This is a genomic window from Inquilinus ginsengisoli, from assembly GCF_031453975.1.
GTDB classification, from domain to species: Bacteria; Pseudomonadota; Alphaproteobacteria; order DSM-16000; family Inquilinaceae; genus Inquilinus; species Inquilinus ginsengisoli_A.
This window is the reverse complement of the sequence record NZ_JAVDPW010000010.1, coordinates 196,796-211,039: the sequence shown is the minus strand read 5'-3', so window position 1 is coordinate 211,039 and position 14,244 is coordinate 196,796. Positions and strand designations below refer to the sequence as shown.

The 14,244-nt window shown below is 70.4% G+C and carries 9 protein-coding genes; 5 read left to right on the top strand and 4 right to left on the bottom strand.

Annotation, left to right across the window (positions count from 1 at the left end; all coding sequences use genetic code 11):
- Nucleotide 1 precedes the first annotated feature (1 nt).
- Nucleotides 2-6,673 carry an autotransporter outer membrane beta-barrel domain-containing protein gene (locus E9232_RS27255; protein ID WP_309799485.1) on the bottom strand — a complete coding sequence of 2,224 codons (6,672 nt, stop codon included), beginning with the start codon at nt 6,671-6,673 and terminating at the stop codon, nt 2-4.
- 240 nt (nt 6,674-6,913) lie between these two features.
- On the opposite strand from E9232_RS27255, the gene E9232_RS27250 reads away from it, so the two are divergent.
- Nucleotides 6,914-8,023: a sensor histidine kinase gene (locus E9232_RS27250; protein WP_309799483.1), complete on the top strand. Its 1,110-nt coding sequence runs from the start codon at nt 6,914-6,916 to the stop codon at nt 8,021-8,023.
- A complete protein-coding gene (locus tag E9232_RS27245; protein WP_309799481.1) occupies nt 8,011-8,787 on the top strand; it encodes a LytR/AlgR family response regulator transcription factor in 777 nt (258 codons plus the stop codon). Before E9232_RS27250 ends, E9232_RS27245 begins: the two co-directional genes overlap by 13 nt.
- Nucleotides 8,788-8,810: 23 nt before the next feature.
- Here the strand turns inward: E9232_RS27245 and E9232_RS27240 are convergent, their stop codons facing one another.
- On the bottom strand, nt 8,811-9,164 hold the full coding sequence (locus E9232_RS27240) for an aldo-keto reductase family protein (protein WP_309799479.1): 354 nt from the start codon (nt 9,162-9,164) through the stop codon (nt 8,811-8,813).
- A gap of 105 nt (nt 9,165-9,269) precedes the next feature.
- On the opposite strand from E9232_RS27240, the gene E9232_RS27235 reads away from it, so the two are divergent.
- The 3 genes from E9232_RS27235 (at nt 9,270) to E9232_RS27225 (ending at nt 12,339) form a co-directional block, all read left to right on the top strand.
- Nucleotides 9,270-10,343, top strand: a complete 1,074-nt coding sequence (locus E9232_RS27235; RefSeq protein ID WP_309799478.1) for a sugar ABC transporter substrate-binding protein — start codon at nt 9,270-9,272, stop codon at nt 10,341-10,343.
- An 83-nt stretch (nt 10,344-10,426) separates the two neighbouring features.
- A complete protein-coding gene (locus E9232_RS27230; protein WP_309799477.1) occupies nt 10,427-11,503 on the top strand; it encodes an ABC transporter permease in 1,077 nt (358 codons plus the stop codon).
- Nucleotides 11,500-12,339, top strand: a complete 840-nt coding sequence (locus E9232_RS27225) for an ATP-binding cassette domain-containing protein (RefSeq protein ID WP_309799474.1) — start codon at nt 11,500-11,502, stop codon at nt 12,337-12,339. Before E9232_RS27230 ends, E9232_RS27225 begins: the two co-directional genes overlap by 4 nt.
- Before the next feature lie 27 nt (nt 12,340-12,366).
- On the opposite strand, the gene E9232_RS27220 is transcribed toward E9232_RS27225, so the two are convergent.
- Nucleotides 12,367-13,257, bottom strand: a complete 891-nt coding sequence (locus E9232_RS27220) for an ABC transporter ATP-binding protein (RefSeq protein WP_309799473.1) — start codon at nt 13,255-13,257, stop codon at nt 12,367-12,369.
- On the bottom strand, nt 13,254-14,243 hold the full coding sequence (locus E9232_RS27215; RefSeq protein WP_309799471.1) for an ABC transporter ATP-binding protein: 990 nt from the start codon (nt 14,241-14,243) through the stop codon (nt 13,254-13,256). Before E9232_RS27215 ends, E9232_RS27220 begins: the two co-directional genes overlap by 4 nt.
- Nucleotide 14,244 lies beyond the last annotated feature (1 nt).

Sequence of the window (14,244 nt, the reverse complement as noted above, 5' to 3'; positions counted from 1 at the left end):
ATCAGAACGGCATGATGGCGCGCAGCGAGCCGCTGTTGCTGGAGACGCGGTCGGAGAACTCGCCGTCATACTGCAGCCGGATGTCGAAGCCGGCGGCGGTCGAGACCTGGACGCCGGCGCCGATGCGCGCCACCACGTCGTCGATCGGCAACGAGGTGTCGAAGCTGCCGGTGCCGGACGGCGCGCCGGCGAACCGGGCCTTCGCCGTCCAGTCGTCGTCGCTGAGGATCGAGACGCCGGCATAGGCGTAGGGCCGCAGCTGGGCGCCGTCGAGGTCGACCCGGCCGCCGACTTCCAGCGACGGCGAGAAGGCGAAGGTGAACTGGTCGCTGTCCTCGACCTTCAGCCCGAGGTCGCCGCCGCCGTTCTCGCTGTATCCCGGCATCCGCGAATAGATCGCGTCGAGGTCGACATAGGGCTTCAGGTACATCTCGGAGAACGCGAAGGTCCGCGCCACCCGCAGCCGCGCCGACCCGGCGAAGACATCAGGGTCGCTGGAGGCGGTGTCCTCGAAGCCGGGCACCGCGATCCGGCGGTCGAGGCTGAAGCTGCCATAGCTGCCGCTGATCGCCCCGGCCACCATCCACGGCCCGATCTCGCGCTTCACGGTCAGGCCGACATAGCCGCTGTCGCCGTTGCCGTCGACCCGGTCGTCATAGGCGTCGAGCCAGCTGTTCTGATAGGCGGCCGACATCCCGACGAACCAGCCCGGCGCCACCTCGTGCTGGCCCCCGACCTGATAGGTGATGCTGTCGTTGGAGAAGCCGGAGGTGCCGGCATCGGCGGTCTGCTGGGTCGACCGGCCGGTGACCTGGGCCCAGGCGCAGTCGGTCTCGCCGGTCAGGGCGTCGGTGCCGCTGAACACCGGGCAGCTCATCAGCCCGCTGGCGAAGCGCGCCATGCCGGCCTGCAGCTGCTGCGCCGGGGCCAGGGCGATGCCCGGCGACAGGTCCTTCAGCAGGTTGCCGTAGCTGCTGCTGCCCTGGTCCGCGGCGGCGCCGAGGGTGGCGAACAGCTTGCCGAAGCTGTCGGTGCCGCCGGCATCCCAGATGTCCTGCAGGCCGCGGGCGACCTTGGACTGGTTGCCCTCCAGCTTCATCGCATCCGCGTCGAAATCGGCCGAGGCGACCGACAGGCGATAGTCATGGCCCGACGGCGTCAGGGCGAAGCCGTAGATCGGCGACGTCTCCGGCGTGATCGCACCGGTGGCGGCGCCGTCGACCGTCAGCACGGTCAGCGCCCGGCCAGGCCGCAGGCTGGTGGCCTGCAGGTCCAGCGTCCCGCCCAGCTGTGCGTCGCCGCGCACCAGCAGACGGTCCGCCGTGCTGCTGTTGAAGTCGGTGTCGACCACCAGGGAGCCGGCCGCCCCTTGGGTGAAGTTGCCGGTGATCTCGGTGCTGTCGGTCGTACCGGAATGCCCGACCACCATCCGGCCCTGGTTCATCACGTCCGCCTGGTACAGCGAGGCGTCGATCAGCGTGTGATCGGAGTAGTTGTTCACCGTGCCGGCGTTTGGCCCGTCGGTGTTGTTCAGCAGGATGTTGCCGGAGACGGTGCCGTAGTTGTTGACCGTCAGCAGGCTGCCAGAAGCCGTCGTGTAGTCGCCGTCGTAACGGATGGCGGTGCCCGAGGCGGCCGACACGCTGCCGCCGGCATTCACCGTCAGCACATTGTCGTGGCCGGCTGCGATCCAGACGCCGGAGCCACCCCCCGAACCGCCGGTGACCGCGCCGTTGACGGTCACGGTAACGGTGTTGTTGTCCTCCGGGCCCTGGCTCTGGGCGAAGATGCCGGTCGAGTTTGCGCCCGTGGTGATGATCGACCCGTTTTGCGTCACGGCCACGGTTCCACCGTCGCCGGCCGCCGTCGCGTCCGTACTGCCGGCGAAGGCGCCGGACTGGTCCCCACCAAAGCCGCCGCCACCGCCGATCGACTGCGCCAGGATGCCGAAGGCGTTGGCGCCGCTGGTGGCGATGCTGCCATCGACCGTGACCGCAACGGCGCCGCCGGTGCCGCCGCCGCTGCCGCCCGCCCCGTTACGTCCGGTCGGGTTCAGCGCGAACAGGCCCACCGACGCATCGCCGCCGATGCCGCCGCCGCCGCCGATCGACTGCGCCACGATGGCATGCGCCCCGGCGCCGCGGGTGGTGATGCGGCTGCTGGTGGTGATATCCAGCGTCACCGCCCCGCCGCCGCCGCCGGCCCCACCCTGGCCGCCGAGCGCCAGGCCGGCCAGGTTGTTGGCCGCCCCGGCGCCGCCGATGCCGCCACCGCCGCCGATCGACTGCGCGACGATGCCGTAGGCCCGGGCGCCAGAGGTGGACAGGCCGAGTCCGGTGGTCAGGGTGACGGCCTCGCCACTGCCGGAGACGCCGCCCTTGCCGCCGACCACGACCGCGACCGCACTGCCGCCGACGTTCTTGGCCGCGGTGCTGTTGCCGGCGCCGCCGGTGCCGCCGCCGCCGCCGATCGACTGGGCCAGGATGTCGATGGCGTCGTCGCCGCCGGTCTGGGCGTTCAGCCAGCTGCCGCGGCCATCGGTGAGCGGATTGATCTGGACGGTGCCGCCATTGCCGCCGCCGCCACCCGTGCCGCCGCCGTCGCCGCCGACGGTCAGGTTGCCGGCCGCCTGGTCGGACCCGTCGCCGCCCTGGCCGCCGCCGCCGCCGATCGACTGCAGCACCACCGCATTTGCGGCATAGCCCGTCGTGATGATCTGGTTGTTGTGGCTGTCGTCGAAGATCGCGGCAACGCTGCCGCCAGTGGCGGCGGAGCCGCCCTTGCCGCCCACGCCGACCGTGATGTTGGCCTGGACCTTGCTGCCGGACGCCGTCGACGACCCGCCGGCGCCGCCGCCGCCGCCGATCGACTGCGCCACGATGCCGTCGGCCCAGTCGCCGGCGGTGGCGATCCGCCCGGAATGGGTCAGCGCGACCGCGCCGCCATTGCCGCCACCGCCGCCCGTGCCGCCAACATCGACCGTCAGGGTATAGGTGTTGCCTTCGTCGGACAGCCGGTCCTTGTTGTCCTTGAACTCGCCGATGCGGTCGAGGATCGGGTGGGACGAGGCATCGGCACCGATCGACCCGCCCAGCCCGCCGCCGCCGCCGATCGACTGCAGCATCACGCCGTCGGCATCGCCGCCCACCGTCGTGATGGCGCCGTCCGTGTTGGCGGTGACGGCGCCGCCGTCGCCCCCGCTGCCGCCGGTCCGGCCGACCCCGACGGACAGCCGGCCCTCGTAGCCTTCCGCGCCGGCGGCCAGGAACAGCGTGCCGCCCTGCGAATTGCCGCCGCCGCCGCCGATCGACTGGGCGACGATGCCGCGCGAGCCGGAGCCGAGGGTCTGGATGGTCTGGTTCTGGTACTGGGTCATATTGACCGCGCCGCCATTGCCGCCGCTGCCGCCGGTGCCGCCGACCCCCACCGTGGCCTTGATACTGACCACGCCGCCCTGGGAATAGGCGTTGCTGCTGCCGATGCCGCCATTGCCGCCGCCGCCGCCGATCGACTGCGCCAGCACGCCATCGGCGTAGTTGCCATAGGTGACGATGGTCGAGGCCGGGGTCGGCTGGGTCGGCGGCAGCTGCAGCGCCGGCGGGCTGCCGACCACGGCGCCGCTGGAATCGCCGAGCGTAACCGTGACCGTGCCTCCGGTGGAGCCGCTGGTGCCGCCGCCGCCGAGGCTCATGCCGGCCGTCACCTCGACCGAATTCTTGTCGCCAAGCGTGGTGGACAGGACCGAGGCGTCGCCGCCATTGCCGCCGCCGCCGCCGACCGACTGCGCCACGATGGCATGCGAGCCGTCACCCACCGTGGTGACCGAGCTGCCGCCGTTCAGGGTCACGCTGGCCGCCCCGCCGGCACCGCCGCTGCCGCCCGTGCCGCCGACCGCCCCCTGGAAGTTGAAGGCGAGGGATACGCCTTCGCCGGTCGGCACCGCCACGACGAGATCGGCGGCGCTGGAGCTGCCGCCATTGCCGCCGCCGCCGCCGACCGACTGGGCGACGATGCCGAAGGCATCGTCCGGCGCGTAGGTTTCGGGGTCGACATCGGGGCCGGGGACGCCGGTCATGATCCGGGAGTTGTTGAGATTGACGGCCGCGGCCCCGCCGCCGCCGCCACTGCCGCCGCTGCCGCCGACCACGAGCGAGGCGTTGAAGCCGACGGTGACGTTGTAGTAGGAGGCATCGCCGCCATTGCCGCCACCGCCGCCGACCGATTGCGCCAGCACGCCGATGGCATGGGCGCCGCCGGTGGTCACGGCCAGGTCGTTCTGCTGCACGGTCACGCCGTTGCCGGCGCCGCCGGCGCCGCCCTTGCCGCCGATCTGCAGCGCCACGAAGGACAGGGCGCTGTAGTTCTGGACGCTGCCGCCATTGCCGCCGCCGCCGCCGATCGATTGCGCCATCAGGCCGACCGCGTAGTTGCCGGCGGTGGTGAGGGTCGCCGCCTGGCCGGCCGGGCCGCCGCCGTCGCTGCAGATGGCGCCGGTGTTGTCGACGCAGACCGTGCCGCCGTCGCCGCCATTGGCCGCATTGCCGCCGATGCCGATCGACGCGATGGTCGAGACGGTCAGGACGTCGCCGCCATTGCCGCCGCCGCCGCCGACCGATTGCGCCAGCACGCCCAGGCCGAAATCTCCGGTCGTCTGGATCCGGCCGAGATTGATCAGATCGATCTCGCCGCCGCTGCCGCCGGCCGACCCGGAGCCGCCGACGCCGGCGATGCCCTTGCTGTCGCCGCCGCTGCCGCCGCCGCCGCCCACCGACTGGGCGATCAGGCCGACCGCGGCCTTGCCGGCGGTCGTGACCGTGCCGGTGTTGTTGATCAGGACCTTGCCGCCATCCGAGTCCGTGGTGCCCGCGGCGTCGCCGCCGACGCTCACCAGGCCGGTGGCGGACCCCGCCGCGCCGCCGCCGCCGCCGACCGACTGGGCGATGATGCCGTGCGAGGAGTAGCCGCCCGTGGTGATGCCGCCGCTGTTGCGGACGATCGCCTCGCCGGCCGTGCCGCCGCCGGCGCCGTCGCCGCCCAGGGCGACGAACTCACCGGTCGCGAGCCCGCCGGTGCCGCCGCTGCCCGCGATCGATTGCGAGAGCACGCCATAGGCATGGTCGCCCGAGGTCGAGATCGTCCCGGCGGTGGTGACGGTCACGGTGCCGCCATTGCCGCCGTTGCCGCCGTTGCCGCCCTGGCCGCCCAGCACGCTCTGGAAATCGCTGCCGGTGCCGCCGCCGCCGCCGATCGAATGCGCGGCGATGCCGGCGGCATAGGTGCCGGTGGTGGTGATGGTGGTCTGGGCATCGGTGGTGACCGTCACAGCGCCGGCGTTGCCGCCGAACCCGCCGCCGCCGCCGGTGCCCGCCAGGGCGGTGCCGTCGCTGGCGTCACCACCCTGGCCGCCCAGGCTTTCCGCCAGGATGCCGTAAAGCGAATCGCCATGGGTGGTCAGCGTGCCGGCGCCGGTCAGGTTCGCGACCGCGCTGCCGCCCATGCCGCCATTGCCGCCATACTGGTCCTTGTCCGGACCTTTGCCGCCGTCGCCGCCACGGCTCTCCGCCGCCATGGCGGCGCCCACCAGGCTGCCGCCATTGGTGACGTCGACCAGGATCTGCCCATTGTTGTTGACCGTCGCGGTGCTGGCGCTTCCGCCGTTGCCGCCATTGTCGCTGTCATCGGTCGATTCGATGCCGTTGCCGCCGGCGCTGAGGGCGCCGATGCCGAGCAGCCGGTCGCCGCCGGCGGCGGCGTTCCAATAGATCTGGACCGTGCCGCTGTTGGTGGCGGTGGCCGACCCGCCCGATCCGGCATTGCCGTTGTAGTTCCCGCCGGACCCGCCGAGCGAACTCGCGACCACGCCGCCGCCATTCGCGATGCCCTGCAGGCGATTGGAGCTGTTGCCGAACAGGATGGAGCTGTTGTTGGTGGTCGTGACGCTGCCGCCGGCGCCCCCCGTGCCGCCCCTCTGGTCGTCGATGACGGCGCTGTTCTGTTCGCCGCCCCTACCGCCTTCGCTCAGCGCGAAGATGCCGTACATGCCGTCGAAGACCGTACCGGTCACGCTCAGCTGGCTGTTGTTGGTGGCCGTGACCGTGCCGCCGGCGCCGCCCGTGCCGCCGTTGGAGTTGTCGTTCTTGTTGTCCTGGTCGCCCTCACCGCCGACGGATATCGCCTCGATCAGGTAAAACAGCGGATAGCTGGAGGTCGACAGCGTCGCCGTCATCGTGCCGTTGTTGGTGAAGGATACCGCGCCGCCGGCGCCGCCGCCGCCCTCGTCCTGGCCGACACCGCCCTCCGTCGCCGCGGTGATGCCGGCCCGGATGATGAAGGGGGAGATCTCACTGCCGAGATTGAAGGTCCCGCTGTTGGTGACGCTGAGATTGTCCGAGGCGCCGCCGGTCTTGACGTCGTCATCGCCGGCCGCGCCGGTGAGGAACACGTATTCGCGCTGGTTGTAGGAGCCGCCGGCGATATTGCAGGTGGCCGGATTGCTGCCGGAGCAGCCGATCTCGCCCGAATGTCCCGGCACCGCCGCCAGCAGGCCGGCGGCGGAGACGGAGGACAAGAGCGCCAGGCGGGGCCACAGCAGGCCGGGCCGGGATGCCGCCGGGACGGTTCCGGCCGTTGCCGCGCGTACGATGCCCCGGGATCCGTCGATCTTTGCCCGCATGATGCAATGCCCCCTTGCTCGACCGACGAGGCTTCGCCACCCTTCGGCCGGCTCCCAAGCCGGCAGTCAGGTTTTTTGGCGGACCTCCCGGTGGACACGAAATAGCGTTCCAATGGGATAGGATGCTTATATTGTTGCCGGCTTGAGACACGCGTTATTCGATGAATCGGCTGATCGGGTCGATGAAACGTCATGGTGACGGATGGCGCACCGGCATTGCGGGACAAGAGGCGGCACTCGATGAGCGCGGTCGCAGGATACGGATCGCCCGGCGATGAGGGCCGCTTCGCCGCGGAGAGGGCGCCCGCCCCGGCCGCCCCGGCGGGATCGTTCTGGCGGGTGCATGTCGCCACCTGGGTCTTCATCGCGCTGTTCGGCCTGGTCTCGCGCGTCGCCGCCTTCGACGACATCCCGCTGACCCTGACGGTGACGCTGATCCTGGAACCGATCGGCTTCGGGCTGACCGCCCTGGCGCACAAGGCCCTGATGGCCTGGCCGCAGCGTCGGCCGGCCGTGATCGTCCTGCTGGTGGTGGTGTTTTCGATCCTGGGCGGGCTGCTGCAGATGGCGATCGTCAACGCCGTCAAGGACGCCTTCTTTGCCGGGCTCGATCACACCAGCATGGCGCGTGCCGACGCGATCCCGGCGATCTACTACACCGCGATCTTCCTGGGGTGGTCGCTGGCGTATTTCTGGATCCAGGCCGATGTCGAGGCGCGGTCGGAGCGGGTGCGGCGCAGCGAGGCGGAGGCGGCGGCGACCCGGGCCGAGCTGCGGCAGCTGCGGCAGCAGCTGGACCCGCACTTCCTGTTCAACGCTCTGAACACCGTGGCGTCCGAAATCCCCGACCATCCCGACGCGGCGCTGGAGATGACCCACCGCATCGCCGCCTATCTCCGCTATTCCCTCGACCAGCAGAGCCGGCCGGTCTGCGCCCTGCCGGACGAGATCGAGGCCGTCCGGGCCTATGTCCGCATCCAGGAGCTGCGCTTCGAGGGCCGGCTGCGCTGCGTCGTCGAGATGGACCCCGCCGCCCGCTCCGTCGCCGTGCCGCATCTGATCGTGCAGGGGCTGGTCGAGAATGCGGTGAAGCACGGCCTGCGATCCTCCGCCGAGACCCTGGAAATCCGGGTGACCGCGCGGCGGACGGGCGACGACACCACCGTGATCGAGGTCACCAACCCCGGACGGCTGGTGGCGCGCAGCGGCGACCGTCCCGCCGTCGGCCTGGCCAACACCAGGCGCCGGCTGGAGCTGCACTATCCCCAGCGCCACGAATTGACCCTGACCGAGGACGGCGACACCGTCCTGGCCCGGCTGATGCTGAGAGGCCCCGCATGCTTCGCGTGATGCTCGTGGACGACGAGCCCCCTGCCCGCCGCGGCCTGCGGCGCCTGCTGCAGGCGCATGCGGATATCGAGATCGTGGCCGAAGCCGGCAGCGTGGCCGAGGCGCGGGCGCAAGCTTCGGCCCAGCGTCCCGACGCGATCTTCCTGGATGTCGAACTGACCGACGGCCGGGGCTTCGACCTGATCGACCAGCTGCCACGGCCGCCGGCGATCGTCTTCGTCACCGCCCACGATCTCTACGCCGTCAGGGCCTTCGACGTGTCCGCCCTGGATTTCCTGCTGAAGCCGGTCGACCCGCAGCGCCTGGCGGCCACCATCGACCGGCTGCGCCGGCACGGCCAGGACGCGGCCCGGGCCGCGGTGGCTGCCGAACGGGAGGAGCGGCAGGACGATGTCGAGCTGGATGACGGCACGCACCAGCGCATCCATCTCCGCATCGACGGCCGGTCGGTGATCGCGCCGCTGGGCACCGTGGCCATGCTGGCGGCGGAGGCGGATTTCACCCGCGTCTTCCTGAAGGGGGCGCGCGACTATCTGGTGTGCCGGCTGCTGCGGTACTTCGAGGAGCAGCTGCCGAAGCCGCCCTTCGTCCGCATCAGCCGCTCCCTGATCGTCAACCTGGACCAGTTGGAGCGCGTCGAGTGGCTGGACGCCGGGCGCTGCAGCCTGTCGCTGGGAGAGGGCATCGGACCGGTCTCCCTCGGCCGCATCGCCGCCCGGCGGTTGCGGCAGAGCATCGAGACCAACCGCATGGTCAGCGCCTGACGGGATTGCTGCCCTCCCTCGGATCAGACCTCTCGCGGCACCGGTGACGCGGCCTCGATCAGGCCTTCGGCCTTGAGGTCGGCCCACAGCGCCGCAGGGATCTTCTGCTGCAGGGACCCCAGGTTCTGCTGGAACTCCCCGACCGACCGGCCCCCCCGGGATGACGCCGACCACTGACGGATGTCCAAGGGGGAACTGCAGGGCCGCAGCCGGCAGCGCCACGCCATGCCGGCACACACCGCCTCGATCCGACGGACCCGCTGCAGCACCGGCTTCGGCGCCAGCCGGGTGTTGAAGGTCGCGCCCTGGACGGCGCCGGTGGCCAGGATGCCGGAATTATAGGGGCCGCCGATCACGATCCTGGTGCCGCTTGACACATAATTTGTCATACAACAATGTAACCGGAGGACTGGATGACTCCTGGCTCGTGTTGCAGCGGCAGGTCAGCCCCGTCCCCATAAGCCAAGTGAGGGAGGTTCGACGTGGACGACGACACCCGAAACCAGAGGAACGCGCCGGCGCTGATCGGCAGCGCGGTCGGCCGGCGCAGCATGTTCAGGACCGCGGCCACGCTGGGGCTCGGCGCCGCGGGCCTGGCCGGCGGCATGGGCACGGCGCTGGCCGAGGACGCCTCCAGCGGCCTGCCGAAGAAGCCCTACAAGTTCTTCTTCGTCTGCCATGTGACGCTGGACCAGTTCTTCACCCCGACGATCTACGGCATTCAGGACGCCTGCGCGGCCTTCGGCTGCAGCTACCAGTGGACCGGGTCGCAGAAGAACGTCGTGTCCGAGATGGTCAGCGCGGTGCAGACCGCGATCGCCCAGAAGGCCGACGGCATCGCGGTCTGCCTGGTCGACCCGAAGGCATTCGACGCTGCGGTGGCCGCCGCCAGCGCCGCCGGCATTCCGGTCGTCGCCTTCAACGCCGACGTGCCGACCGGCAGCCCGAACAAGCGCCTGTCCTATGTCGGCCAGCCGCTGTACCAGTCGGGCTACAACTCCGCCCTGAAATGGATCCCGATGGTGCCCAAGGGCGGGCATGTCATGCTGTCGATCGGCGTTCCCGGCTCGCTCAACACCCAGCCCCGCCTCGACGGCTACATCCAGGCGATCAAGGATCACGGCGAGGGCATGACCTACGACGTGGTCAACACCGGGCCGGACCCGGCCACCGAAATCTCGCGGGTCGAGAGCTACTACCTCAGCCACAAGACCGTCGGCGGCCTGTTCGGCACCGGCGGGTCCGACACCTATGCCTGCGGCTTCGTGTCGAACAAATACGGGCTGGCCAAGACGGGCGTGGTCGCCGCCGGCTTCGATCTGTTCCCGCAGACGCTGGGCTACATCAAGTCCGGCGACGTCGCCTTCACCACCGACCAGCAGGCCTATCTCCAGGGCTTCCTGCCGGTGCAGCAGATGTACCTCTACAAGCTCTCCGGCGGCCTGGTCGGCCCGGCCAACAGCGACACCAGCCAGGCCTATGTGACCAAGGACAACGTCGACGCCTATGTCGGCGAGACGCGCTTCGAAGGCCGCAGCACGGCCGAACCGGCCTGATACCTGCATCCGGCTTCGCCGCCCTCCCGCGCGGCGAAGCCGGATGAGATCCCTTCCGGAATTCGGAGCCAGAGAAAGCGCAGATGGTGCCAATCAACGACAGCGGCGGGGCGAAGGCGCGCAAGGTGGGCGTCAAGGTGCCGGACACGATCCTGGAGAGGGCGCTGGTCCTGCTCTCCCGCTACCGCGAGGTCAGCATCGCGGTCGTCGCGGTCGTCCTGGTCATCTACTTCCAGTTCGGCAGCGACGGCGGATTCCTGACCGCCCAGTTCCAGAGCATCGTGCTGCGCGACACCGGCCGGCTCGGCCTGATCGCCGTGGCCGAGGTCCTGCTGATGATCACCGGCGAGATCGACCTGTCGCTCAGCGGCACCTTCTCGCTGGCGCCCTACATCATGGTGCTGCTGTCGATCACCTGGGGCGTGCCCCTGGCCGTCGGGGCGGTGATCAGCGTGGCGGTCGGCGTGCTGGTCGGCGCGATCAACGGCCTGATCACGGTGCGCTTCCGGGTGCCGTCGCTGATCACCACGGTCGGCACCCTGTTCTTCCTGCAGGGGATCGTGGTCTCGATCTACAACAGCCAGCCGATCATCGCCCCGGTCGAGGAGCCGTTCAACGCGATCTTCGGCGAGAACCTGTCCGACCCCGCGGGATCGGTCTTCTCCCTGCTCGGCATCACCGCCTTCACCCCGTTCCTGTGGACCCTCCTGGTGGTCGGCGCGATCGCGCTGGTGCTGAACCGGACCAGCTTCGGCCTGCACACCATCGCCACCGGCAGCAACATCGTCGGGGCGCGCGAGATCGGCATCCGGACCGACCGGATCAAGGTCTACAACTTCATGATCGCCGGCGGCTGCGCGGCCTTCGCCGGCATCATCAACACCGCCCAGTTCGCCTCGGCCGATCCCCAGGGCGGCAGCCCCTTCCTGACCCTGCAGGCGATCGCGGCGGCGGTGATCGGCGGCACCTCTTTGCTCGGCGGGTCCGGGACGCCGATCGGCGCGCTGATCGGCGCCTTCGTGGTCGCCTCGCTGAACAACGGCCTGGTCATGGTCGGGGCCCAGGCGACGGTGTCCGACGTCTATCTCGGGGCCGCGATCGTCGCGGCGATGATCCTGAACGTCCAGGTCGACAGGCTGCGCACGCGGAGGCGCGTATGAATCCGGAAACTGGCCCGCAGGCCATCGCGCCGCTGGGCCCCGACGCCCCCGTCATCCTCGAGATGTCGCACATCAGCAAGGGCTTCGGCGCCGTGACCGCGCTGGTGGATGTCAGCATCAAGCTGCGCCAGGGCGAGGTGCTGGCGCTGGTCGGCGACAACGGCGCGGGCAAGTCGACCCTGATCAAGATCCTGTCCGGCTTCCACCAGCCGGACACCGGCACCATCACCTCGAAGGGCAAGGAGGTGAGCTTCGCCTCGCCGCGCGACGCCCGAAGCCACGGCATCGAGACGGTCTACCAGGACCTCGCCTTGGTGGGCGACCTCAGCGTCTTCCACAACATGTTCCTGGGCCGGGAGTACAAGAAGCGCGTGCTGGGTCTGAACCTGCTCGACAACCAGAAGATGCGCGAGCTGTCGCGGCAGTACCTGGACAATCTCGGCATCTCGATCCCGAGCGTGAACAGCACCGTCGACCTGCTGTCGGGCGGCCAGCGCCAATGCGTGGCGGTGGCCCGGTCGATCTACGCCTCGCCGAGTATCCTGATCCTCGACGAGCCCTTGGCGGCGCTGGGCGTCCGCGAAAGCGCCCATGTCCTCGGCTTGATCCAGAAGCTGCGCCGCGAGCGCAACGTCTCGGTCATCCTGATCGTCCACAACTACAACCAGATCTTCGAGGTCTGCGACCGTATCAACTTCCTGCACGCCGGCGAGATCGTGTTCGACGCCTCGACCTCGGAGACCAGCGAGGAGGAGCTGATCCGGATCGTCAAATCGGGGCTGGGCCGAAAGGCGATCGCCGCTGCAGCGGCCGAGGCGGGACCGCTACCGGCGTAGGCGCGACCCTCCCCTCGCCCGCTGGCCTCAGGGACCCACGAGAACCGGTTCCAATGGCCGCTCCGCATCCGGCGTGGCGGCCGGAAGCGGTTCGCCGCGGATCGCGGCGGCGGCCTGGGTCGGATCGGGCGGCAGCACCGCGGCTTTCAGCGCGATCGAATAGGGATGGGTCGGGGCGTCGAACACGGTGCGGGTGTCGCCGCTCTCCACCACCTCGCCCTTCTGCATGATGATGACGCGGTCGCTGATGTAGTAGGTCGTCGCCAGGTCGTGGGTGATGTAGACGATCGAGACCTTGAGGTCGTCCCGCAGCGCCCGGAACAGGTTGACGATCGACATCCGCAGCGACGCGTCGACCATAGACACCGGCTCGTCCGCCACGATCAGCCGGGGCGCCGGGATCAGGGCGCGGGCGATGGCCGCGCGCTGCAGCTGGCCGCCCGACAGCTCATGCGAGAAGCGCTGCTTCACCTCGGCCAGCGACAGGCCGACCCGCTGCAGCGCCTCGTCGGCCAGCCTCTCCGCCTCCGCCCGCGACGCCGCCCCGCGGAACCGCCGCGCCGTGGTCGTGAGGTAGTCGTCGACCCGGGTCAGCGGATTGAAGGCCTCGAACGGATTCTGGAACACCGGCTGGACCCTGGCCATGAAGGCCTCGCGCCCGGCCCGCGTCCTGATCGTCGCCAGGTCGGTGCCGTCGAAGCGCAGCGTGCCGGCGCTGGGCTTTTCGCTGCCCAGGATCATCTTGGCGAGGGTCGACTTGCCGCTGCCGGATTCGCCGACGATGGCGAAGATCTCCGGCCGGTCGCTGGCCAAAGTGAACGTCACATCCCGCACCGCGGTCATGTGCCGCCGCGAGAAGAAGCCGCCGGCCGGGAAGCGCTTCACCACCCGGTCGAGCTGGAGCAGGGCCCCGGTCATGGCGCCGAGACCTCGCCGGCGCGGAAGCAGGCGACGCGGCCGCCGGTGGCGCTGGGCAGCAGGTCCGGCACCTCGCGGCCGCAGCGTTCGATCGCCAGCGGGCAGCGCGGGTGGAAGCGGCACCCCATCGGCGGCGCCGACAGGTTGGGCGGCCGGCCCTGCAGGCTGCGGCGCGGCCGGGTGTCGCCGATGCGCGGCAGGCTGGCGATCAGATGGGCGGTGTAGGGATGCTGCGGCCGGCTGAACAGCGCCGCCGTCGCCCCCTCCTCCACCAGCCGCCCCGCATACATGATGCCCAGCCGGTCGGAGATCGCGGCGTGCACCGACATGTCGTGGGTGACGAAGACGATCGAGGAGCCGAGGCGGGTCTGCACCTCCTTCAGCAGGCGCAGCACGTCGAGCTGCACCAGCACGTCCAGCGCGGTGGTCGGTTCGTCGGCGATGATGAATTCGGGCTCGCACACGGTGGCCAGGGCGATGCAGACGCGCTGGCGCATGCCGCCGGACAGCTGGTGCGGAAAGGCCTCCAGCACCGAAGGCGCCAGGTGCAGCCGGTCGAGATGCGCCTCCACCCGCCGGCGGAAGGCCGACGGGTCGAGCCTGATGTGGCGGGCGGCGAAGTCCTTAAAGGCGTGCTTCACCCGTCGCACCGGATTCAGCACGTTCATCGACCCCTGCATGATGTAGGACAGGTGGCGCCAGCGCGCCGGGCGCATCGCCTCCGGCTGGCGGTAGACGTCGATGGTGCGGCCGCCGAAATCGAACACCACGGACCCGCCCATCACCCGCATCGGCGGCCGGATCGCACCGGCCAGGGTCTTGATCAGCGAGGTCTTGCCGCTCGAGGATTCCCCGGCGATGCCGTAGACCTCGTTGCGCCGGACGCTGAGGCTGATGCCGTCGACGGCACGGACCTCGCGCCGGACGCCGAACAGGTCGTTGACGTAATAGGCCCGGAGGTCGCTGATCGTCAGCACGTCCTGCATC

Coding starts and splice junctions, on each gene's coding strand:
- E9232_RS27255 (WP_309799485.1), bottom strand. CDS start 6,673: ATGCGGGCAAAGATCGACGGATCCCGGGGCATCGTACGCGCGGCAACG.
- E9232_RS27250 (WP_309799483.1), top strand. CDS start 6,914: ATGAGCGCGGTCGCAGGATACGGATCGCCCGGCGATGAGGGCCGCTTC.
- E9232_RS27245 (WP_309799481.1), top strand. CDS start 8,011: ATGCTTCGCGTGATGCTCGTGGACGACGAGCCCCCTGCCCGCCGCGGC.
- E9232_RS27230 (WP_309799477.1), top strand. CDS start 10,427: ATGGTGCCAATCAACGACAGCGGCGGGGCGAAGGCGCGCAAGGTGGGC.
- E9232_RS27225 (WP_309799474.1), top strand. CDS start 11,500: ATGAATCCGGAAACTGGCCCGCAGGCCATCGCGCCGCTGGGCCCCGAC.
- E9232_RS27220 (WP_309799473.1), bottom strand. CDS start 13,257: ATGACCGGGGCCCTGCTCCAGCTCGACCGGGTGGTGAAGCGCTTCCCG.
- E9232_RS27215 (WP_309799471.1), bottom strand. CDS start 14,243: ATGCAGGACGTGCTGACGATCAGCGACCTCCGGGCCTATTACGTCAAC.